General features: G+C 62.3%; 22 protein-coding genes and 3 tRNA genes. 14 read left to right on the top strand and 11 right to left on the bottom strand.

Annotation, left to right across the window (positions count from 1 at the left end; all coding sequences use genetic code 11):
• The coding region (locus MJ639_RS13940) for a GTP-binding protein (RefSeq protein ID WP_243373914.1) at window positions 1-148 on the bottom strand (148 nt) is incomplete at its 3' end.
• A gap of 351 nt (window positions 149-499) precedes the next feature.
• Here MJ639_RS13940 and MJ639_RS13935 point away from each other — a divergent pair.
• Window positions 500-754, top strand: a complete 255-nt coding sequence (locus MJ639_RS13935) for a hypothetical protein (RefSeq protein WP_243373888.1) — start codon at window positions 500-502, stop codon at window positions 752-754.
• A 73-nt stretch (window positions 755-827) separates the two neighbouring features.
• On the opposite strand, the gene MJ639_RS13930 is transcribed toward MJ639_RS13935, so the two are convergent.
• Both MJ639_RS13930 and MJ639_RS13925 read right to left on the bottom strand, forming a co-directional pair.
• Window positions 828-901 (bottom strand) — tRNA-Gly (locus tag MJ639_RS13930).
• Window positions 902-918: 17 nt separating this feature from the next.
• A tRNA-Tyr gene (locus tag MJ639_RS13925) sits at window positions 919-1,003 on the bottom strand.
• 194 nt (window positions 1,004-1,197) lie between these two features.
• Here MJ639_RS13925 and MJ639_RS13920 point away from each other — a divergent pair.
• Together MJ639_RS13920 and MJ639_RS13915 are read left to right on the top strand one after the other, a co-directional pair.
• Window positions 1,198-2,013 (top strand): TrmH family RNA methyltransferase, encoded by an 816-nt coding sequence (locus tag MJ639_RS13920; RefSeq protein ID WP_243373886.1) that lies wholly within the window; start codon window positions 1,198-1,200, stop codon window positions 2,011-2,013.
• 243 nt (window positions 2,014-2,256) lie between these two features.
• On the top strand, window positions 2,257-3,966 hold the full coding sequence (locus tag MJ639_RS13915; protein ID WP_243373884.1) for an MFS transporter: 1,710 nt from the start codon (window positions 2,257-2,259) through the stop codon (window positions 3,964-3,966).
• 73 nt (window positions 3,967-4,039) lie between these two features.
• Here the strand turns inward: MJ639_RS13915 and MJ639_RS13910 are convergent, their stop codons facing one another.
• Window positions 4,040-4,249, bottom strand: coding sequence for a hypothetical protein (locus MJ639_RS13910; RefSeq protein WP_243373882.1), 210 nt, complete (start codon window positions 4,247-4,249; stop codon window positions 4,040-4,042).
• A 245-nt stretch (window positions 4,250-4,494) separates the two neighbouring features.
• Here MJ639_RS13910 and MJ639_RS13905 point away from each other — a divergent pair.
• Window positions 4,495-4,569, top strand: a tRNA-Thr gene (locus MJ639_RS13905).
• Window positions 4,570-4,615: 46 nt separating this feature from the next.
• Here MJ639_RS13905 and MJ639_RS13900 read toward each other — a convergent pair.
• Window positions 4,616-4,795, bottom strand: a complete 180-nt coding sequence (locus MJ639_RS13900) for a hypothetical protein (RefSeq protein ID WP_243373880.1) — start codon at window positions 4,793-4,795, stop codon at window positions 4,616-4,618.
• A 130-nt stretch (window positions 4,796-4,925) separates the two neighbouring features.
• Between MJ639_RS13900 and MJ639_RS13895 the strand changes: the two genes are divergently transcribed.
• Window positions 4,926-5,726 (top strand): TrmH family RNA methyltransferase, encoded by an 801-nt coding sequence (locus MJ639_RS13895; protein WP_243373878.1) that lies wholly within the window; start codon window positions 4,926-4,928, stop codon window positions 5,724-5,726.
• Window positions 5,727-5,822: 96 nt separating this feature from the next.
• On the top strand, window positions 5,823-6,800 hold the full coding sequence (locus MJ639_RS13890) for an MBL fold metallo-hydrolase (protein WP_243373876.1): 978 nt from the start codon (window positions 5,823-5,825) through the stop codon (window positions 6,798-6,800).
• Between the two features lie 17 nt (window positions 6,801-6,817).
• On the opposite strand, the gene cutA is transcribed toward MJ639_RS13890, so the two are convergent.
• Window positions 6,818-7,141 (bottom strand): divalent-cation tolerance protein CutA, encoded by a 324-nt coding sequence (cutA, locus tag MJ639_RS13885; RefSeq protein WP_243373874.1) that lies wholly within the window; start codon window positions 7,139-7,141, stop codon window positions 6,818-6,820.
• A gap of 52 nt (window positions 7,142-7,193) precedes the next feature.
• Here cutA and MJ639_RS13880 point away from each other — a divergent pair, with 52 nt between their 5' ends.
• From MJ639_RS13880 to MJ639_RS13870, 3 genes are read left to right on the top strand one after another with little or no spacing between them, the layout of a single operon-like run.
• Window positions 7,194-7,970: an NAD kinase gene (locus MJ639_RS13880; protein WP_243373872.1), complete on the top strand. Its 777-nt coding sequence runs from the start codon at window positions 7,194-7,196 to the stop codon at window positions 7,968-7,970.
• A gap of 54 nt (window positions 7,971-8,024) precedes the next feature.
• Window positions 8,025-8,504: a MaoC family dehydratase gene (locus MJ639_RS13875; RefSeq protein WP_243373870.1), complete on the top strand. Its 480-nt coding sequence runs from the start codon at window positions 8,025-8,027 to the stop codon at window positions 8,502-8,504.
• Window positions 8,504-9,376 carry an HpcH/HpaI aldolase/citrate lyase family protein gene (locus MJ639_RS13870; protein ID WP_243373868.1) on the top strand — a complete coding sequence of 291 codons (873 nt, stop codon included), beginning with the start codon at window positions 8,504-8,506 and terminating at the stop codon, window positions 9,374-9,376. Before MJ639_RS13875 ends, MJ639_RS13870 begins: the two co-directional genes overlap by 1 nt.
• Window positions 9,377-9,426: 50 nt before the next feature.
• On the opposite strand, the gene MJ639_RS13865 is transcribed toward MJ639_RS13870, so the two are convergent.
• On the bottom strand, window positions 9,427-9,771 hold the full coding sequence (locus MJ639_RS13865; RefSeq protein WP_243373866.1) for a rhodanese-like domain-containing protein: 345 nt from the start codon (window positions 9,769-9,771) through the stop codon (window positions 9,427-9,429).
• A gap of 190 nt (window positions 9,772-9,961) precedes the next feature.
• Between MJ639_RS13865 and gcvA the strand changes: the two genes are divergently transcribed.
• On the top strand, window positions 9,962-10,882 hold the full coding sequence (gene gcvA, locus MJ639_RS13860; RefSeq protein WP_243373864.1) for a transcriptional regulator GcvA: 921 nt from the start codon (window positions 9,962-9,964) through the stop codon (window positions 10,880-10,882).
• Window position 10,883: 1 nt separating this feature from the next.
• Here the strand turns inward: gcvA and MJ639_RS13855 are convergent, their stop codons facing one another.
• Together MJ639_RS13855 and MJ639_RS13850 are read right to left on the bottom strand one after the other, a co-directional pair.
• Window positions 10,884-11,492, bottom strand: coding sequence for a flavin reductase family protein (locus tag MJ639_RS13855; protein WP_243373861.1), 609 nt, complete (start codon window positions 11,490-11,492; stop codon window positions 10,884-10,886).
• 4 nt (window positions 11,493-11,496) lie between these two features.
• Window positions 11,497-12,060 (bottom strand): nitroreductase family protein, encoded by a 564-nt coding sequence (locus MJ639_RS13850; RefSeq protein WP_243373859.1) that lies wholly within the window; start codon window positions 12,058-12,060, stop codon window positions 11,497-11,499.
• 268 nt (window positions 12,061-12,328) lie between these two features.
• Between MJ639_RS13850 and MJ639_RS13845 the strand changes: the two genes are divergently transcribed.
• The 4 genes from MJ639_RS13845 (at window position 12,329) to MJ639_RS13830 (ending at window position 17,637) form a co-directional block, all read left to right on the top strand.
• Entirely contained in the window at window positions 12,329-14,773 is a 2,445-nt protein-coding gene (locus tag MJ639_RS13845) for a YfhO family protein (RefSeq protein WP_243373856.1), read from the top strand.
• Between the two features lie 24 nt (window positions 14,774-14,797).
• Complete coding sequence (locus tag MJ639_RS13840; protein ID WP_243373853.1) at window positions 14,798-15,193, top strand: hypothetical protein; 396 nt, start codon at window positions 14,798-14,800, stop codon at window positions 15,191-15,193.
• A gap of 1 nt (window position 15,194) precedes the next feature.
• Window positions 15,195-16,130: a hypothetical protein gene (locus MJ639_RS13835; protein ID WP_243373851.1), complete on the top strand. Its 936-nt coding sequence runs from the start codon at window positions 15,195-15,197 to the stop codon at window positions 16,128-16,130.
• Window positions 16,131-16,290: 160 nt separating this feature from the next.
• Window positions 16,291-17,637 carry a CBS domain-containing protein gene (locus MJ639_RS13830; RefSeq protein ID WP_243373848.1) on the top strand — a complete coding sequence of 449 codons (1,347 nt, stop codon included), beginning with the start codon at window positions 16,291-16,293 and terminating at the stop codon, window positions 17,635-17,637.
• Window positions 17,638-17,832: 195 nt separating this feature from the next.
• Here MJ639_RS13830 and thrS read toward each other — a convergent pair whose 3' ends face one another.
• Both thrS and yidD read right to left on the bottom strand, forming a co-directional pair.
• Entirely contained in the window at window positions 17,833-19,845 is a 2,013-nt protein-coding gene (thrS, locus tag MJ639_RS13825) for a threonine--tRNA ligase (protein ID WP_243373846.1), read from the bottom strand.
• A 77-nt stretch (window positions 19,846-19,922) separates the two neighbouring features.
• A complete protein-coding gene (gene yidD / locus MJ639_RS13820) occupies window positions 19,923-20,252 on the bottom strand; it encodes a membrane protein insertion efficiency factor YidD (RefSeq protein WP_243373845.1) in 330 nt (109 codons plus the stop codon).
• Window positions 20,253-20,394 lie beyond the last annotated feature (142 nt).

Here is a 20,394-nt window from a genome sequence, read left to right as displayed (position 1 = left end):
TCTGGTCGTAGGCGGTGAACGTCGCACCGCCGGCTTCCGCCAGAACCTTCGTGATCGCAGCCGTCAGCGACGTCTTGCCGTGGTCAACGTGACCAATCGTGCCGATGTTGCAGTGCGGCTTATTGCGTTCAAACTTTTCCTTCGCCATTGATCTCTACCTTGCATAGGCCAGGAACAAAAAACCCAGGGCGTCCCGATATTGCGGTTACGCCGAATGCGCAAGAGCCAATTTTAAGATTGGATCGCATAGTTTTGGATGAAGCGGCCGATTGGCCCCGGAATCGGTCGTTGAAAGGCCTTCCGAGGGCTCCGGCACTGATTTCGGCATGAGGCCACGCGCTTTCAAGCGGGCTCGCCCTCCCTGCCTTGACGATCAAGGTTTCGCGATCAGGCCGTCCCGGCCCTTGCCGGACCTTCTTTCCGCCTTGCGCACCGAGCAATATGAAGCCGTTACTGCCTCGACGAGATTCGGCTCTTTTCATTTCCTCAGGAAACTTTCATGCGCGTGATCTACCTTGCCCGCTCCGCCTCCAGGCATCCGCTGAACACCCTGCTTCGGCTCGCCATGGGGATCATGACGGCGGCGGTGCTTCTGGTTGTTGCCTTCTTCAGCCTGATCGTCGTCCTGCCCCTGATGCTTCTCGGCGGGCTCGCCTTCTACGCCTATCTGCGCCGGAAGAGGGCCACGATGCGGCCAAGGGCCGATGACGGCATTATCGACGCGGAATACACGGTGATCGAGCGCCGCGAATGAGCGGGATCTTTATGCGCGAACGGAATCAGCGCCTGTGAGCGGTGGAAAGAGGCCGGAATTCTTGGAGAGGGGCTGGAGCGGGTGAAGGGAATCGAACCCTCGTATTCAGCTTGGAAGGCTGCTGCTCTACCATTGAGCTACACCCGCATGCCCTGCTGGTTGGATGGTGGGGGAAGTAGGACTCGAACCTACGAAGGCATAGCCAGCGGATTTACAGTCCGCCCCCTTTGCCGCTCGGGACATTCCCCCATTTTCCAACCTTGACGCAGTGCGCCGAGGTCTTCACCCGAAGCGCCTCACCGTGGTGCGGCCGCTCGGTGGCGCTCTTATGGTGACCCTCTCAGCCGGTGTCAACAGCAAAGCGCAATGTTTCGAAGATAGATCGTGAATGCCGCTGCCGTGTGCTATGGCGAGCCGACACGACCCTAGAGATGACGAGCATCATGAGCGAGCGCCCCTTCAATTCCCGTAAACCCCGCTTCCAGCGCCCGCAGGGCAAGAGACCGGGGCGCCGCGATCCTCAAGCCTGGCGCCCGCCGCATGAGATCGACACGACGATTCTCTACGGCTGGCATCCGGTGGTGGAGGCGCTGCGCAACGATAAGCGCAAGATTCGCCGGCTCCTCGCCACGGAGAACTCCCTGAAGCGCCTGCAGGAGGAGAACGTTCCCCTGCCCTTCGAGCCCGAGATGGTGCGCCCGGACGAGATCAATCGTCTCCTCGAGCCAGACGCTGTTCACCAGGGCCTTTACGCCGAGGCCGATCCGCTCCGTTCTCCTTCCGTGGAAACCTTGAGCGGCAAGCGCCTCGTCCTGGCACTCGACCAGATCACCGACCCACATAATGTGGGCGCCATCGTGCGCACGGCAGCGGCCTTCGACGTGGAAGCCATCATCACCACCGCACGCCACAGCCCGGCGGCGACCGGTGTTCTGGCGAAATCCGCCTCCGGCGGCCTCGAGCACGTGCCCTTCATGATCGTGAAAAACCTGGGCGACACGCTTAACGCGCTGGGCGAGCGCGGCTTCCAGCGCATCGGCCTCGATTCGGAGGGCGACGCCAATATCGACGAGCTTCAGCTCAGGATGCCGCTGGTTCTGGTCCTTGGGTCCGAGGGCAAGGGCCTGCGCCAGAGAACCCGCGAATGCTGCGACGCCATCGGCAGGCTCGACATGCCGGGCGCGATCAAGAGCCTCAATGTCTCGAACGCGGCCGCCATCTCGCTTTTCGCTGTGAGCAAAGCAGCTGTGAAATCCTGACGGCAGGAAAGCTCGGTTCTCACAAGATATTGATCAAAAAAGGTTTTTACTCCTCCCCGCTCATCCTTAGACGGAAGTCGCAAATACGAATGGGGAATTGTGGAGGCTAGCAGCGGCGCTAGCCTCACCTTCCATGGGATTCTTGGCCTCTCTCCGTGGCCACGATGCCTCGGCTCAAGCGGCAATGCCCGACTTGGCCTGAAGACCCGGACCACCGGGCTTATCACAATGGAAGGGAACGCTATGGCAACAGCAGCCACAACAGCGCGTACGGCCGCCGCACCGCGGCCAATGACGCGCGAGGAGAAGAAGGTCATCTTGGCCTCCTCCCTCGGTACCGTTTTCGAATGGTACGATTTCTATCTCTACGGATCTCTCGCCACGATCATCGGCGCGCAGTTCTTCTCCGCCTTCGACGTGACGACCCGCAACGTGTTCGCACTCCTCGCCTTCGCGGCGGGCTTCCTGGTGCGTCCGTTCGGCGCTCTGTTCTTCGGCCGAATCGGCGACCTCGTCGGCCGTAAGTACACCTTCCTCATCACCATCCTGATCATGGGCTTCTCAACATTCATGGTCGGCCTGCTGCCCAGCTATGCCCAGATCGGCTGGATCGCCCCGGTGATCCTGATCGTGCTGCGCATGCTCCAGGGCCTGGCTCTTGGCGGCGAGTACGGCGGTGCCGCCGTGTACGTGGCCGAGCACGCTCCTGTCGGACGCCGCGGCTTCTACACCAGCTTCATTCAGACGACGGCAACCGTCGGCCTGCTGCTCTCTCTCGCCGTCATCCTCGTGCTGCGCATGTCGATGGGCGAAGCGGGCTTCCAGACGGGCGAAGGCTACGCCATCGCCGGCTGGCGCATTCCGTTCCTTCTCTCCGTGCTGCTTCTCGGCATCTCGGTCTGGATTCGTATGCAGATGCAGGAATCCCCGGCTTTCAAGAAGATGAAGGAAGAAGGCACCCAGTCGAAGGCTCCGCTCAAGGAGGCTTTCGGCCAGTGGCGCAATGCGAAGATGGTGCTCATCGCCCTCATCGGTCTCGCCATCGGTCAGGCCGTGGTGTGGTACACGGGCCAGTTCTACGCCCTGTTCTTCCTCCAGAGCATCCTCAAGGTCGACCTGCTCACCTCGAACGTGCTGATCGCCTGGTCGCTCATTCTCGGCACCGGCGGCTTCATCGTATTCGGAGCCCTGTCCGACAAGATCGGCCGCAAGCCGGTCATCCTCGGCGGCTGCCTTCTTGCAGCGATCACATACTTCCCGCTGTTCCATGGCCTCACCAGCGTCGTCAGCCCGAACCTGAATCAGGCTCTCGAAACGGCGAAGGTCCAGGTCGTGGCCGATCCCGCCACCTGCGGCTCGGTGTTCGATCCGGTCGGCATCCGTACCTTCACCGCTCCGTGCGACGTGGCCCGCGTGGCGCTCGCCCGTTCGGCCGTGAAGTACGAGCTGGTTCCGGCTGCCGCCGGCACGACTGCCAAGGTCACCTTCAACGGCAAGGAAGCTCCGATCGCAGCAGCCATCCCGGCCAACATCACCGCCTTCACGGCAGCAGCGACCGAAGTCGGCTACCCGAAGCCCGGTGACCCGAGCGTGCTGAAGGTCACGGGCTTCTTCTCAGCCCTCGGCAATGCCCAGGCTCTCAAGGCCATCGGCATCCTGACCATCTTCGTGATCTACGTCACGATGGTGTACGGCCCGATCGCGGCGGCTCTGGTCGAGTTCTTCCCGACCCGCATCCGCTACACCGCGATGTCCCTGCCCTACCACATCGCCAACGGCTGGTTCGGCGGTCTTCTGCCTCCGGCAGCCTTTGCGATGGTGGCGGCCACCGGCGATATCTATTACGGCCTGTGGTACCCGATCGTGATCGCTCTCGTGACCTTCGTGGTCGGCCTCCTGCTGGTGCCGGAGACGAAGGATCGTGACATCATGACCTACGAGGGTCCGCGCTAAGCGCATCCCTTTACGAAAAAGGAAAGCCCCGCCTCACGGCGGGGCTTTTCATTTGGATCGGCGTCACCTGCAATCAGTAGCAGGTGGTCACCTTGCGGACGATCCAGCCTTCGCCCTCGACGAAGAGCCTCTTGCGGGACTTGCTGCAGGTCGGATCGCCAGCCTCTTGAGCCTTGATGGAGCCTGTCTCCTCCACGTCCTGCGCGGCAACAGTCGTTGTCTGGCTCTTGATCACCTTGGCAACGGGACGCTCCGCGGGAACATGGGCGGCATCGGCCGGCATCGGTCCGAAAACGAGAATTGCGGCGATTCCAAAAGCACCAATAGACGGAATCCAACCCCCATAGGGCGAATTTGCTTTTATTTCCGAGGCCCTTAGCCCGATCATGACATAGACTCCTTAACCATCATGATCGGGACAATTCCATAAAAGCCGGATGGTTTCGGTGCGCTGGAGCACTTAATTTTTCTGTTTCAATGGAACTTGCTTCCCTTCGTGGGTGCTGCTACCTCAACACCCATACGCAAGCCGGCGTAGCACAGCGGTAGTGCAGCGGTTTTGTAAACCGAAGGTCGGGAGTTCGATCCTCTCCGCCGGCACCACTCTTCCCAAGCATCAAAAAGCACAATCCTGTGAGGCTCGTCAGAGTCAGTGGATGCGCTCCTTGCCCCAGTTCTCGTGGGCCCCCTTCTCGGACATTTCGCGCTCGACCCGGTTCAGCCGATTACGGCGGCCGCTGAAGACATACATGAAGATGCCCAGAAGCAGCGGCCCGCCGATGATCACCAGGGCCCATACCCATCCGTCTGCGATATCCCAATCCATCATCTTTCTCCTCGATGCAGCCCGCACATGTGCGGCCGCGATCCCATCATGAAAGGCTAACAGGGAGCGAAAGTCGTTGTTCCGAAGGGATCGCTGCCATAGGAAGAGGCGCAACTGAGCCGAGAGCCGCCCGATGCCGATTGCCATTTCCGATCCTGACGATCCGCGGATCGAGCCTTATCGCGCGGTGCGCGAGCGGGACCTTGTCGGCCGGCAGCATCGCTTCATCGCCGAGGGAGAAGTCGTGCTGCGCGTGCTGCTGAAGCAGCGGCGCTTCGAGATCGAATCTCTCCTGCTCTCTGAAAACCGCGTGGAGGCCTTGAGCGATGCACTCGCAGGCCTGCCTGCGGATGTGCCGATCTACACCGCCAACCGTCAGGTCATGGATGCCATCGTGGGCTTTCCGATTCATCGCGGAATTTTGGCCGTCGCGCGCCGTGCGCCGCTTCCCTCCATCGAGGATTTTCTGACGGCACTGCCGCCGGATGCGCTGGTCGTCGGCTTGGTGGGTTTGGCAAACCACGACAATGTGGGCGGCATCTTCCGCAACGCGGCGGCCTTTGGCGCGCAGGGTGTTCTGCTCGATCAGGAAAGCTGCGATCCGCTCTATCGAAAGGCCGTGCGCGTCTCGGTTGGCGGAGCCCTCGTGGTGCCATTCACCCGCGCCGTTTCCGCCGATGCGATGGTGCGGGCCTTGGAGGCTGCCTCCTTCGACATCATTGCTCTGTCGCCATCAGGCAGGGAAATCCTCTCGCAGGTGAAACCCGAACGCCGGACCGCATTGCTGCTCGGCGCGGAAGGTCCGGGCCTGCCACAGGATCTGCTCGCCCGCACGCGAACGGTATCGATCCCCATGAGCGGCGGCTTCGATTCCCTCAACGTGGCCACCACCAGCGGCATCGCCCTGCACCATCTGACCTCGCAGCGCGGGTGAGGAACCGCGTCCTGCTCTCCGAGTTGTGAAGGACTGCTCTCTTGCCTCGAAGCTCGGCCGTTCTAGGCTCCTGGCGTCGATGTCGAGAGGAAGCAGATGACCATCACACGCCGTACCGTTCTTGCAGGCTCAGCCCTTGCCGCCGCCCCGCTGGGAGGAACCGCCACTTTGGCCCAGACCAGCCCCGCCCCGTCAGCATCGCCGTCGAGCCAGGCGCCGGGCTTCTACCGCTACAAGATCGGCGACATCGAGGTGACCGCCATCAACGACGGCTTCGCCCGCCGCCCGGTCGAAGGCTTCATCAAGAACGCGGAACTCAAGGACGTGCAGGCCGCCCTGCAGGACGCTTTCCTGCCCACCGATGCCTTCCCGATCACGTTCAACACCCTGGTGCTGAACCATGGTGGAAAGATCGCCCTGATCGATACCGGCAACGGCGACAGCGGCGCGCCGACCTCGGGCCGGTGGATGGCGAATTTCCGCGCCGCCGGTTTCGATCCCGCCAAGGTGGACACGGTGGTTATCAGCCACTTCCACGGCGATCACATCAACGGCCTGCGCCTGAAGGACGGCACGGCGGTGTTTCCCAATGCCGAGGTGATGGTGCCCGCAACTGAGTGGGCCTTCTGGATGGACGATGCCCGCATGAACCAAGCGCCCGAGGGCATGAAGGGCGCCTTCCAGGGCGTGCGCCGGGTCTTCGGCCCCATCGCGCAGAACGTGAAGCGTTATGAGGCGGACAAGGAGGTCGTGCCCGGCCTGACCAGCATCGCCGCTCCCGGCCATACGCCGGGCCACACGGCCTATATGCTGTCCTCAGGCAACAGCAAACTGATGGTGATGTCGGATGTGACGAACCATCCGGCGCTTTTCGTGCGCAATCCGGATTGGTCGGCTGTCTTCGACATGGATGCGGACCAGGCCCGCACTACGCGCCGCCGCATGCTCGACATGGCCGCCTCGGAGAAGGCGCAAGTAGCGTTCTATCACGCGCCCTTCCCCGCCACCGGACACATCGCGAAAGACGGCAACAGCTTCCGCTTCGTGCCGGTGCAGTGGAGTTCGGCGGTCTAAGTGCGGCTCGGGCGGCTTCAGCCGCCCGACGTCTCCCCGAAGATCCACTCCAGCGTGGCTTGATCCGCGCTCGACGGCTCGATGAAAAGAATGACCGGCGTCTCGTAAGGGTGCCGGTCCTTCAAGGCCGCATGGACCTTCTCCTGCAAGCCCTTGCGGGTCTTGAGGATGCCCACCGCCTCCTCCCCGCGCTCGACGGTCCCTTTCCATGCATAGACCGAGCGCATGCCCGGCAGCACGTTGATGCAGGCGATGAGGCCGTCGCGAACAAGGCTTTCCCCAATACCCAATGCGGTGTCCACATCGGGAAAGGTCGTATAGACGAGGAGTGGGCGTTCCATGCTATGCCTGTGTTTCTTAAGCCCCATCGGGTGACAGCGAGGGTATCTGGGCATGGCCCGTCGTTTCAACAAGATTGCATTCGTGGCCAGCTCCGCCCCCGATGCGCAGGGCGCGCTCGTGGCCCTGATGAGGCGCTATGAGAACGTCTCCGTTGAAGAGGCGGACGTGATCGTGGCGCTTGGCGGCGACGGCCTGATGCTGCAGACCCTGCACGCCACCATGGGTGGAACATCAAAGCCCATCTATGGCATGAACAAGGGCACGGTCGGCTTCCTGATGAACGAGTTCCGGGAAGAGGATCTGTTCGAGCGGCTGGAGAATGCGGAACGCGGCGTCGTGCATCCGCTTCTCATGGTGACCTGGGACGTGCAAGGCACGGCGCACACGGCGCGCGCCATCAACGAGGTCGCCATGTTCCGGCAGACCTATCAGGCGGCGAAGCTGCGCGTGAGTATCGACGGCAAGGTGCGCATTCCCGAACTCATCGCCGACGGCACGCTCGTCGCCACGCCTGCGGGATCGACCGCCTACAACCTTTCCGTCGGCGGCCCGATCGTGCCGCTGAATTCGCCGCTTCTCGCCCTCACACCGATCTCCGCCTTCCGCCCTCGCCGCTGGCGCGGTGCGCTTTTGCCGGATTATGCCAAGATCGAGATTGAAGTGCTGGAAGCCGAGAACCGCCCCGTGAGCGCGGTGGCCGACCACACGGAATTCCGCAACGTGTCGCGCGTGCATGTGTCGATGGACAGAAGCGTCGACCTCGTGATGCTGCACGATCCCGGCCACAGCCTGGACGAGCGCATCCTGCGCGAGCAATTCGGATATTGATTTCGAAGAGGCATGAACAAAAATGCCCTTTCCGAGATAAGGAGAAATGACGCCATGAGCGACGAGAACAGGCACCCGCGCGGCGGCCTCTATTTCGAGGATTTCACTGTGGGCACCACCATCAAACACCGCCTTACGCGGACGGTGACGCAGATGGACAACATGCTGTTCTCCAACATGACATTGAACCCGCAGCCGCTCCACATCGACGCGCATTTCTGCGCGACGGAGACCGAATGGGGCAAGCCGCTCATGAATTCGCTGTTCACGCTGGGCCTGATGATCGGCATCTCCGTCAACGACACGACGGTGGGCACGACCATTGCCAATCTCGGCATGACGGACGTGAAGTTTCCATCGCCCCTGTTCGAGGGCGATACGATCAACGTGACGACGGAAATCGCCGACAAGCGTGAATCGAAATCGCGTCCGAATGCAGGCATCGTCGACTTCATTCACCGCGCCTACAAGCAGGACGGCACCCTCGTCGCCGAATGCCGCCGCCAGGCCTTCATGCGCAAGAGGAGCGGTTGATGCGTTCGCTGCTTTTCGTTCCCGGCGACAGCCAGAAGAAGCTCGAGAAGGCGCTCACCTCCGGGGCCGATGTTCTTCTGATCGATCTGGAGGATTCCGTCGCCCTCAGCGCGAAGGAAGAAGCGCGTCGCGTCACGTCAGCATTTCTCGAAACGCAGCGCGCCAATGCTGATCGTCCCAAGTTTTATGTGCGCGTGAACGGCCTCACCACAGGCCTGATCGACGCGGATCTCGACGGCGTGATGAAAGCCGCGCCCGACGGCATTGTCTTGCCGAAGACCGTCGGCGGTGCGGATGTTGCGCATCTCGGCGCGAAGCTCGCCGTGCGCGAGGCCGAATTCGGATTGGAGGATGGCGCAACACGCATCCTCGCCATCGCGACGGAGAATGCCGCCGGCATCTTCGCCCTCGGCACGTTCTATGGCGCGAGTCATCGCCTCATGGGTCTCACCTGGGGCGGCGAAGATCTCTCCGCAGATGTCGGCGCGGAAGCCAATCGCGACGAGAGCGGCGCCTATACCGATCCCTATCGCCTCGCTCGCTCATTGACCCTCTTTGGCGCAGCGGCGGCAGGCGTCGACGCCATCGATTCCGTCTTCACGAATTTCCGCGACATGGACGGCCTCGCCGCCGAGTGTCGCGCCGCCCGACGCGACGGCTTCGTGGCGAAGATGGCGATCCATCCTGCGCAAGTACCGGTCATCAACGAGGCCTTCACGCCCTCCGCTGAAGCGATCAAGCGCGCGAAAGCCGTCATCGAAGCTTTCATCGCGAATCCGGGAGCGGGTGTCGTCGGCGTGAATGGCGAGATGCTCGACCGCCCACATCTGCTGCGGGCCGAGCGGCTGTTGCGGCGCGCAGCGAAAATATAAGTCGGCCCTGGCCTGCCAGAGCCGACTTTATTCAAAGGCAGCGGAAGAGATCAGTACTTGCCTTCGACGGGCAGGCCTGCATCGACCCAACCCTTCTTGCCTTCCACATAGACCTGAACGTCATTGTAGCCCAGCTGCATCAGGCGTTCGGCGGCAATGTGCGAGTTCTGGCAGGTGGCGCTGGCGCAATAGACCACGACCGTTGCATCCTTTCGGGGCAGGACCGAGCCCGCCAACTGATCGACCTGATCGTGCGGCATGTTGATGGCACCGGGAATATGCGCGTGGCTGAAGTACTTCTCGGGCAAAGCCTCGATGAGAAGCGGCCGATCGTTACCGAGCAGCTTGCGCAGAAGTTCGGTGCGGGAAATCTGGCGGGAAATCTGGTTGGTCATCGTCAGGTCCTCGTTTCGTTGGCAACGGGCTTATGCCGCGTCGTCCTTCAAAAGAGGTCGGGCGGGGCTTGGTGACAAACGATAAAACCGTTGTAATATGTTACATCAGGTTACAAATAAGATCGCTCACAACGGCGATAAATTAACAAAATCAATGGCTTCTATTTTGAGCCATCGAGGGAGAGAATTGGTGAAAGCCCGCAGACTTCCCTCTCTGACAGCCCTGCGCATGTTCGAAGCCGCAGCCCGTTTTATGAGCTTCAGCCGGGCAGCAGAAGAGCTGAACGTCACGCATAGCGCAATCAGCCGCCAGATCCGAGAGCTTGAGCTGTTCATCGGCCGCCCGCTCTTTCACCGCTCCACCCGCCGCGTCGAGCTGACGGCCGCGGGCGCGCGTTATGCCAAAGTGCTGCATAAGGCCTTCGATGACATTGCAACCGCAACCCATGATGCGCAGGAGCGCGACAATGCAGCTCCCCTCGTCATCAGCACCATGGATTCATTTGCCATCAAATGGCTCATTCCCCGCCTCTCGCGCTTCCAGGAAGAACATCCGGATATCGGCGTCAAAATCCATACCTCGGACGAGCTGGTCGATTTCTGGCGCGGCGAGGTCGATCTTGCGATCCGATATGGTGAGGGAAACTATCCCCGCTGCACCTCGACCCTGCTGATGGAAGAAGAGGTGATCGCGATCTGCAGCCCGCGTCTTCTTGAGGGTAAGCATCCGCTGCGCACACCGGATGACCTCATGCATCACAAGCTGCTCCACAACGAGCGGCATGATTGGCTGCGCTGGCTGCAACGCGCGAAGGCGAAATCCTTTACAGTGACGAATGGCGTGACCATGGCGCATTCGCTACTCGTGATCGAAGCCGCCATTCGAGGCGATGGCGTTGCATTGACGAGACGCGCTCTTGTTGAGGACGATCTTCGCGCGGGGCGGCTGATCAATCCGTTTGGAATGGGCGTGCGCGTGAAGGCGTCCTACCACATCGTGACACCGAAGGAGGCCGCGAAAGACACGCGGATCAAGGCTTTCACGGCATGGGCGAAACGAGAGGCGAAAGCATCGCTGAGCCTCAGCGATACGATCACGCTCCCAGCCTGATTCAACCACCCGGTCGCGTGATCGAGAACTTGGTCTCTTCGGTCGCGACGAAGTAATCGCGGTAGCCCGCGCGGGCGATGGGGCGCATGGCGGCGGTGTCGACGAGGCCGTTCACGATGTAGCGGTCGTCGATATACACGCCGACCACCTGCCCGATCACGAGGTGATAGGACGGCTCGCCGCCCTCAAGCGAGATAAGCGGCACGGTCTGCAGCCACTTGCATTCGAGTGCGGCCAAGGCATCAGCCACGCGCGGCGGCTTCACAAGGCGCGACGGCGTGGCAGTCAATCCCGCATGCTCCATCTCGTTCACGCCGCGCGGCAGCACGGCGGAGGTGGCGTTCATCTTCTCGCGCAGATCGTAGGTCGCGAGGTTGCAGACGAATTCCTTCGTCTCCTCGATGAAGGTGAGCGCATCCTTCTTGCCAGCAGATGAAAATGCCACCATCGGCGGGCGCTCGCCGACGGCATTGAAGAACGAATAGGGAGAGAGGTTGATCTCACCCTTCGCGCTCATGGCCGTAATCCAGCCGATGGGGCGCGGCGTCACGATGGCCTTGAACGGATCGTGCGGCAGGCCGTGGGCGTTGGAGGCCGTCTCATAGAACATGCGCTTAGAACCGCGTCACGATGTCAGCGAGGTTCGGGCGGTCGCGGTCCGCAGGCTTCTCTGTCGGCGTGCCGATATGGACGAAGCCCGCGATCCGCTCCTCAGGCGCAAGGCCCAGCGCGTCGAGCACGCGGCGATCGAAGGAGGCCCAGCCCGAGAGCCAGGATGCGCCATAGCCCAGAGCCGTCGCCGCATTCAGCAGGTTCATGCAGACCGCGCCCGCCGAGAGCACCTGCTCCCATTCGGGGATTTTCACATGCGGGGTGACGCGCGACACCACGGCCACCACCAACGGCGCCTTGGTAAAACGCTCACGCTCGGTAGCGAGCTTCTCAGCGTCAGCATCCGGGTTGTCAGCCTGGAAAGCCTTGACCAGCACCTCACCCAACCGGCCCCTCGCCTCGCCCTCGATGAGGATGAAGCGCCAAGGCACGAGCTTGCCGTGGTCGGGCACCCGGGCCGCCACGGTGAGCAGGGTCTCGACCTCGGCGGCGCTCGGCCCTGGCCCGGCCAGCCAGCGCGGCGGCACGGAACGACGGCTCAGGAGGCGGGAAAGGCTGTCATTCATGGGCTCTTCATCCAATCGGGATAATGTGTGACAATGCTTGCGAATGTCCGTGAAGGCCGCGACCGTGTATAAGGCCGCCTTGGTCTTGCCGTGTTGCTGCTGTTGAGAGCACGGGCGTTTCAAGACGTCAGGCCGTTGCACAATCAACAAATGGCAACGGATGTATAGGGGGAGTGCGGCGTTCCGCCAAGCAGGTTCCGACCCTCGGCGCGCCTTTCAGGCGGCGTAGAGGATGGAGCACTGCATCGCGTGGCGCTGCCATGGGCATATGCAGACATCCGTGTTCGAGGGCGAAGGTCCGATACCCAGCCTGGAATGGTCCAGACGGCAGACATTGCTGGCCCTGGGCCTCATTCTGGCCGCCTGGGCCGTGGCCGCTGCGATCTGGCCGCTCACCGGCTCCGTGGTGCCTTGGGATTCCAAGAACCAGTTCTATCCGACCCTGCGCTATCTCGGTTCGGCTCTCTCCAACGGTGAGTTGCCCCTCTGGAACCCCTACCATTTCGGAGGCCACCCCTCCGCCGCCGATCCGCAATCGCTGCTGTTTACCCCCACCATGCTCCTGTTCGGCTGGCTCAAGCCCGATCCGTCCATGGAGCTGTTCGACGTGATCGTCTTCGCCCATTTCCTGCCCGGCGCGCTTGCCTTCATCCCACTCTTCCGCCGCCGCAACTGGCATTGGTCGGGTGCGGTGGTGGCGGCCATCGTGTTCATGCTCGGCGGCTCCGCGACGGCCCGCCTGCAGCATACGGGCATGATCCTCAGCTACGGCTTCTTCCCGCTAGCCTTCTGGCTCCTTGAGGAAGCCTTGGACCGGCGCTCTTACCGCTACGGCGTGCTCTTCTCCGTCACTGCCGTGCTGATGGTGATCGGACGCGATCAGGTGGCCTTCCTCTGTGCCCTGACCCTGATCGCCGTGGCCGCGCACCGCATCCTGACGGCTGAGAAGCCCCTCGCCTATTTGCGCTCGCGTCTCGGACTCCTCGTCAGCATGGCCCTGATCGGCGGCGGGCTCTTAGCAGTGCCGGTCATCCTGACCATGCAGTTCCTCGCCACATCGACGCGACCCTCCTTCGGCTTCGGCGTGGCGGCCATGGGCTCCCTGCCTCCGGAGAGCCTGGCGACGATCCTGTTCGGCAACATCTTCGGCTCGCTGCGCTGGACCTACGATTACTGGGGCCCGGATTGGCACAGCCTCGCCGAGGGCACCTGGACCGACCGCGCCACGAACTATCTCTATATCGGCACGATCCCCGCCCTGTTCATTCTCTGGCACGGCATCGCTGGCGGGCGGCTCTTCGCCCGCGAGTTCCGCTTCTTCCTTGTCTTCGGCGTACTCGCGATCCTCTATGCGCTCGGGCGCTACACCCCCGGCTTCGAGGTGATCTTCGATCACATGCCCGGCGTGAACCTCTATCGCCGCCCGGCGGACGCTACCTTCCTGATCAACATCGCGCTCGCCTTCGCGTCGGGCTATCTCGTGCATCGCTATGCCGCCGAGGGGCTTCCGAGCTGGAGCGAGGCGGCTCTCGGCCAGTTGCGGATCGCGCTACCCGCTCTTGCTGTGGCCATCGTGATCGCCGCCATCGCCAGCGGCGTGGCGTTTGCCGTCAAAGGCGGCTTCGTGTGGCTCTCGCTCAGGGAGGCAGGCGGCAGCCTTCTGGCTGCGGCTGTCCTCATGGTGCTCGTCGCAAAGCTGAGCGGCAACGCCTACAGGCGGGAAGCTGTCGCCCTCGCCCTCGTGGTGCTGGCGGGCGCCGAGCTGATCGGCCGCCATGCGGCATCGGCGATGAATGCGGAGCCGGCCGGGCGCTACACGGTGTTCACCCAGCTTCCGCCGGAGCAGCTCCAGGGCCTGCAGATTCTCAAGCGCGAACTCGCCGAGCGCCACAAGGCAGGCGAATATCCCCGCGTGGAGATCCTCGGTCTTCAAGGCTCGTGGCAGAACGCGTCGATGGTTCTCGAGATAGAGGACATCATCGGCTACAACCCCCTGCGCCTTGCGGATTATGAGCGCGCCATCGGCCCCGGCGAGAACGCCGAGGATCCGAACCTGCGCCAGTTCCCGACCTCGTTCCGTGGTTATGAATGCGAGCTCGCGGGCCTTCTCGGCCTCGACTATCTCGTCCTCGACCGCCCCGTCTCGAAGCTACCCCGCCACTTTCCGCGCCTTGCGGATGCGGAAGTCGTCTACGGCACGGGCAAGATGTGGATCTACCGCCTCAACACCGCCGGACGCCGCGCCTACATGGCCCACCATGTCCAAGCCGTGGATTCGGAAGCCGTCGTGGGCGCGGACGAGCTGCCCGACTTCAACCGCGAGACGGAAGCCCTGATCGACCAGGACAGCATGGTCCTGCTCAAGGCCCATTACGCCCCGGTTCGCCCGAGCAACCTGAAGCCGGAAAGCAAGGTGCGGATCGTCAGTTACAGGCGCAATTCCGTGACCTTGGAGGTGGAGGCTGCTGAGCACGGCGTTCTGGTGCTGCACGACATCTATTATCCGGGCTGGGAGGCCAGCGTGGACGGCGAGCGCCGCCCGGTGCTCCGCGCCAACCTGCTGTTCCGCGGCGTCGAGGTGCCGGCCGGCACGCACCGGGTCGAATTCGCCTTCCGCCCTCTCTCGTTCGAGAATTTGGTTGCAGCGGCCACCGATCTCGTGGACACCGAGGACAAGCCGATCCAGACCGCTATTGCCACGCCGCTCCGGTAAGTGAACCCAGACCATTAGATAGCAATGGCAACTTCACTTCTTCAGTTTCGCGGCAAGGGCGTATGGTTGCATAATGCCGTCGCAGAAGTTTGGCTTTGTGTTCTTAAGGAGAGGCTTCAGAAGCACGCCTCCTCCGGTGGCTTGACCGAGAAGCTTGAGGAGGAAATTGGTGAGGCTTTGGATCACCAATGGATCGATGGAATTCTAGCGAGTGGCATTGACGAACATATTAAATGTGACAGTCAGTTGAACGAATTCATCCAAATCCATAATGACGTGGTGCATATCTTAAAGCATCTAGGAGCCAATACTCGCATCGTAAGTGTTGGACCGTTCTGCGCTGCAACGGAATACCTCGTTCGGGAGGTGGAGATGATCACTCAACTATTCGCCAACTCTGAGATCGTTCCGAGTTCTTGAGATGCTGATTGTGAAACCTGTTCTTTCGCTTTTGAGTCTGCTCCTTCTGCTGACGGCCTCTGCCGCTTCGGCACAGACCTTGACGCAGCCTCTCGGAACGGCGCCGCAGCCTTTCGTGCCCACCACCCCCGGCGTGCCCTCGCTGTCGCAATCCCCACCTCCCTCGCTGTCTCTGCGGCAGGTGGTGGTGAATGCCGGCGCAGTCTTTGCCGAAAGCAACGAGCTGATCCGATCCGGCCTCGTTTGGCGCGTGTTCGAGGATCGGGGCGATACGTCCCAGCCGAATATCGTGGCGCGCTCCAGCAGCCCGAGCCCGAGCTTCACGCTCTCCCCCGGCAACTACATCGTGCATGTGGCCTATGGCTTCGCCAGCGCCTCAAAGCGCATCAGCGTGCAAGCAGGCAACCTCAACGAACGTCTCGTGGTCAGCGCGGGCGCGCTACGCTTGAAGGGAGCTGTGGGCGAAAGCCCCATCGCCCAAAACCGCGTGAGCTTCTCCGTCTATGTGCCGGAGGCGCAGAATTCCGAAGGCCGTCTCGTCATCGCCAATGCCAAGCCGAACGAGATGATCCGCCTGCCCGAGGGCAGCTATCATGTCGTGTCCACCTACGGCGACGCCAACGCCATCATGCGCAGCGACCTGAAGGTGGAATCCGGCAAGGTCACGGAAGCGACCCTCAACCATCGCGCCGCCACGGTCACGCTCAAGCTCGTGGCCTCGGAAGGCGGCGAGGCATTCGCAGGCACGGCCTTCAGCGTGCTCACTCCCGGCGGCGACGTGATCCGCGAGGCCATCGGCGCATTCCCGTCCGTGACGCTGGCGGAAGGCGAATACGTGCTGATCGCCCGCCACGAAGGCAAGGTCTACACCAAGGACTTCAAGGTCGAGAGCGGCCTCGACCGCGACATCGAGGTTCTCGTCACAGCCAATCCCTGAACCTTTCACGGCTCTTGGTGTTGACCGATGGCAAAGCATTTTCAGGAAAAGTGGGAACCGGTTTTCCGCCCGGAAATGCGTCACCTGAATATGTGAACGGTCGCGCCGGGCCTATGCGCTCACTCTCTCCCAAGGCGTGACCTTGAGAGGGATGAAGCTCATGCGAATTTCAGACATCATGACCCGCAACGTGCGCGTGGTTTCGCCGGATCGAACCATCCAGGAAGCCGCGCGGCTCATGGATGAGATGAATGTCGGCGTACTGCCCGTTTGCGACGGACGCCGCCTGCGCGGCATGCTCACGGACCGCGACATCACCGTTCGCGCCACCGCAGCAGGCCTCCCACCGGACACGACCCGCGTTCGCGATGTGATGTCGGACAATGTCTGGTGGTGCTTCGACGACGATGATGTCGGCCACATCGTGCAGCTGATGAGCGATCATCAGATCCGCCGTCTTCCCGTCGTCGATCACGACAAGCATCTTGTCGGTATCGTCGCGCTCGGCGATCTCGCCACCGACAGCGAAGGCGATGCCTCCCGCGCCCTGCGCCGCATCTCCACGCCCTCCGAGCCTGATCGCACGGGCACCCCGAGTGAGGCACGCGCCGATCAGACTCGCCGGGGCGGTCAGGCACGCCTGTCTGGCGAAGAGCGCCGCGAGCTGGATCGCCGCCTGAGCCGGGACGATGACGATTGGCGGCATCGTCCGCACGATTACCGAGAAGACCGCGGTCGGAATGCGCGTCAGGACGACAGGCGCGGCGGTGTCGAGTTCCGTTTCCGCGACGAGGACGACGTGCGCGCCGCCTTCGGCAGCTTCGGCTATCCGGGCGAGGAGAACAGGCGCGATGCGCGCATGCGTGGTGGCTTCGGCGGTGACGGCTACCAGAGCTACGGCGACGAATATGCCGGGCGCGGCTATCAGCCGAAACGCTACGGCGCTTCCACCATCACGGGCGAACGTGCGCGACCGGGCGACGACAGCAGCGAGAATGATCGCCTCATGCAGGATCGCGAGCGCACCTGGAGTCTCGTGAACGAGCGGCGCGATCACAGCAATTACGGCTCGGGCCCAGGCAACACGCGCTTCGGCAACGATGCCACCGCCAGTCGCGGTGAGGTTCGCCGCGACGATCATCGCGGGCGCGGGCCGCGCAACTACCAGCGCTCGGATGACCGTATCCGCGAGGACGTGAACGAACGGCTCAGCGACGATGTACGCGTCGATGCATCAGAAATCGAGATCACTGTCCAGAACCGCGAAGTGACGCTGACCGGCACGGTCCGCGACCGCAACGAGAAGCGCTGGGCCGAGGATATTGCCGAGTCCGTGTCAGGCGTTTCGCATGTGCAGAACAACCTGCGTGTGGGACAACATCAGGGACAGCGCACCACCGGCACGGAAGCAGGCGATGCAGCCGCCGCCACCGGCAATCCCGGCAGCGGCACGGCGGGAACGGCTTCCGGTGGCCGCACAAGCGGAAAGCAGCGTCAGACTTCGTAACAAAACAAACTCTGCCCTCATCCTGAGGAGGTCGCGTAAGCGACCGTCTCGAAGGAGGTTTCAGTACGCTCTGGACACTCCTTCGAGACGCAGACTGCATCTGCTCCTCAGGATGAGGTTGAGTGTGCTGAAAACAAAAAAGGCGGCACTCCTTTTCGGAAGCGCCGCCTTTAACTCATTTACAGATCGGAAGCCTTAAGCGACCGTGCCTGCCACCACGTGGTGACCGTCGAGCGTAGCGTGGCCTTCGGGCTCCGACACGGCCTTCGCGACGCTGCGGCGGTCCGGCGTGATGGCCTCTGCCGCGAGCATCTTCAAAGCCTCGTCGAGCGACATGGACTTCTGGTCCTGGCTGCCGAGGCGGCGGATCGAGACGGTGCGTTCCGCGGCTTCCTTGCGACCGACCACGAGAAGCACTGGCACCTTCACCAGCGAATGCTCGCGGACCTTGTAGTTGATCTTCTCGTTGCGAAGATCGGCCTCAACGCGCAGCCCGGCGGCTTCCGCCGCCTTCACCACTTCCATGGCGTAATCGTCGCCTTCCGAAGTAATGGTGGCGACGACCACCTGCGTCGGCGCGAGCCAGAGCGGGAAGTGACCGGCGAAGTGCTCGATCAGGATGCCGGTGAAGCGCTCCATGGAGCCGCAGATCGCGCGGTGCACCATGACGGGCGTCTTCTTCTGGCCGTCCGCATCGACGTAGAAGGCACCGAAGCGTTCTGGCAGGTTGAAGTCCACCTGCGTTGTGCCGCATTGCCAATCGCGGCCGATGGCGTCGCGCAGCACATACTCGAACTTCGGCCCGTAGAACGCGCCCTCGCCCGGATTGATGGACGTCTTGATGCGACCGCCGGACTGATCCTCGATCTGCTTGAGAACGCGGGTCATCACGTCTTCCGCGTGATCCCACATCTCGTCGGTGCCGACGCGCTTTTCAGGGCGTGTCGAGAGCTTCACGACGATGTCGCCGAAGCCGAAATCGGCATAGGTCGAGAGGATCAGGTCGTTGATCTTCAGGCATTCTTCCGCGAGCTGATCTTCCGTGCAGAAGATATGCGCGTCGTCCTGCGTGAAGCCGCGCACGCGCATCAGGCCGTGCAGCGCGCCCGAGGGCTCGTAGCGATGCACGTTGCCGAACTCCGCAAGGCGCAGCGGCAGGTCGCGGTAGGACTTCAGGCCGTGCTTGAAGATCTGCACGTGGCCGGGGCAGTTCATCGGCTTGATCGCGAAGACGCGTTCGTCTTCCGTTTGCGTCGCGAACATGTTCTCGCGATACCAGCCCCAATGACCGGAGGTCTCCCACAGGGCCTTGTCGAGAATCTGCGGCGCGTTCACTTCCTGATAGGTGCCCTTCAGGCGGCGGCGCATGTAGGAGATCAACTCCTGGAACACCGTCCAGCCCTTCGGATGCCAGAACACGACGCCCGGCCCTTCCTCTTGGAAGTGGAACAGGTCCATCTCGCGGCCCAGGCGGCGGTGATCGCGCTTTTCGGCTTCCTCGAGCTGGCGGATGTAGTTGTCGAGGTCTTCCTGAGACGCCCACGCAGTCGCGTAGATGCGGGTGAGCATCGCGTTGTTCGAGTCACCGCGCCAATAAGCACCGGCCACCTTCATGAGCTTGAAGGCGTTGCCGATCTTGCCCGTGGAGGACATGTGGGGACCGCGGCAGAGATCGAACCAGTCGCCCTGGAAATAGATCTTCAAATCCTGGCCTTCCGGGATCGCGTCGATGAGCTCGATCTTGTAGGTCTCCCCCTTCTCCTTGAAGACCTGCTTGGCCTTCTCGCGGCTCCACACTTCCTTCGTGAAGGGCTTATCGCGCGCGATGATCTCGCGCATCTTCGCCTCGATGGCGGGGAAGTCTTCCGGGGTGAAGGGCTCGTTGCGCGCGAAGTCGTAGTAGAAGCCGTTCTCGATCACGGGACCGATGGTCACCTGCGTTCCGGGGAAAAGCTCCTGCACGGCTTCCGCGAGCACGTGCGCGGCATCGTGCCGGATCAGCTCCAGCGAGCGCGGGTCCTCGCGGTTGAGGAATTCGATCTTGGCGTCCTTCGTGATCGGATCGGCGAGGTCCGTCACGGTGCCGTCGAGCGCCATGGCGACCGTGCGCTTGGCAAGCGACTTGGCAATGCCTTCCACGATCTCGCGACCGGAGATGCCGGGCTCAAATTGGCGCTGGGCGCCATCGGGAAATGTCAGGGTAATCATCGTCAAAATATCTCCTGGCTCACTCCTGCCAACGGAGCAGGTAAGCGGGGGCCGACGGTTTGTTGGGAAAGGCGAAATCAGCCGCCGTCAGGTTCGACTGAATCGCAAGAGATCGGGGGAGCGTTGACGCCCCGCCAGCGACCATAGGCCCACGGCTTATACCAGCCCGAGCCTTCGGGCAATGTTTCAGGAACATTGTCGATGCCGGAGGTGCCGAAGGGGCCGCAGCGGCAGATGCGGGCAAAACCCATCCACCCGCCCGGCCAGAAGCCGTATTTCTGGATCGCCTCGTCGGTATATTCCGAGCAGGACGGCATGTGCCGGCATTGGCGGCCGATCAGGCCGGAGAGCGTGAGCTGATAGCCCCGGATCGCCACGTGCGCGATCCGGCGGGGAAGATGGCTCATCCTTATCCCTTGGGGGCTGTCCGTCACTTTCGATCCTCGACCCGGCCCACCGTAACGGAAGGCAACTTTAATTCATCCACTCTCACCGGAGTGTCTCACCCTGTAGATGCATCCAATGGGCCTTCCATTCAACCAACGCTAT

Origin of the sequence: Microvirga solisilvae, from assembly GCF_022808595.1 — a bacterium.
Lineage (GTDB): Bacteria > Pseudomonadota > Alphaproteobacteria > Rhizobiales > Beijerinckiaceae > Microvirga > Microvirga solisilvae.
This window is presented reverse-complemented; position numbering and strand designations above follow the sequence as displayed.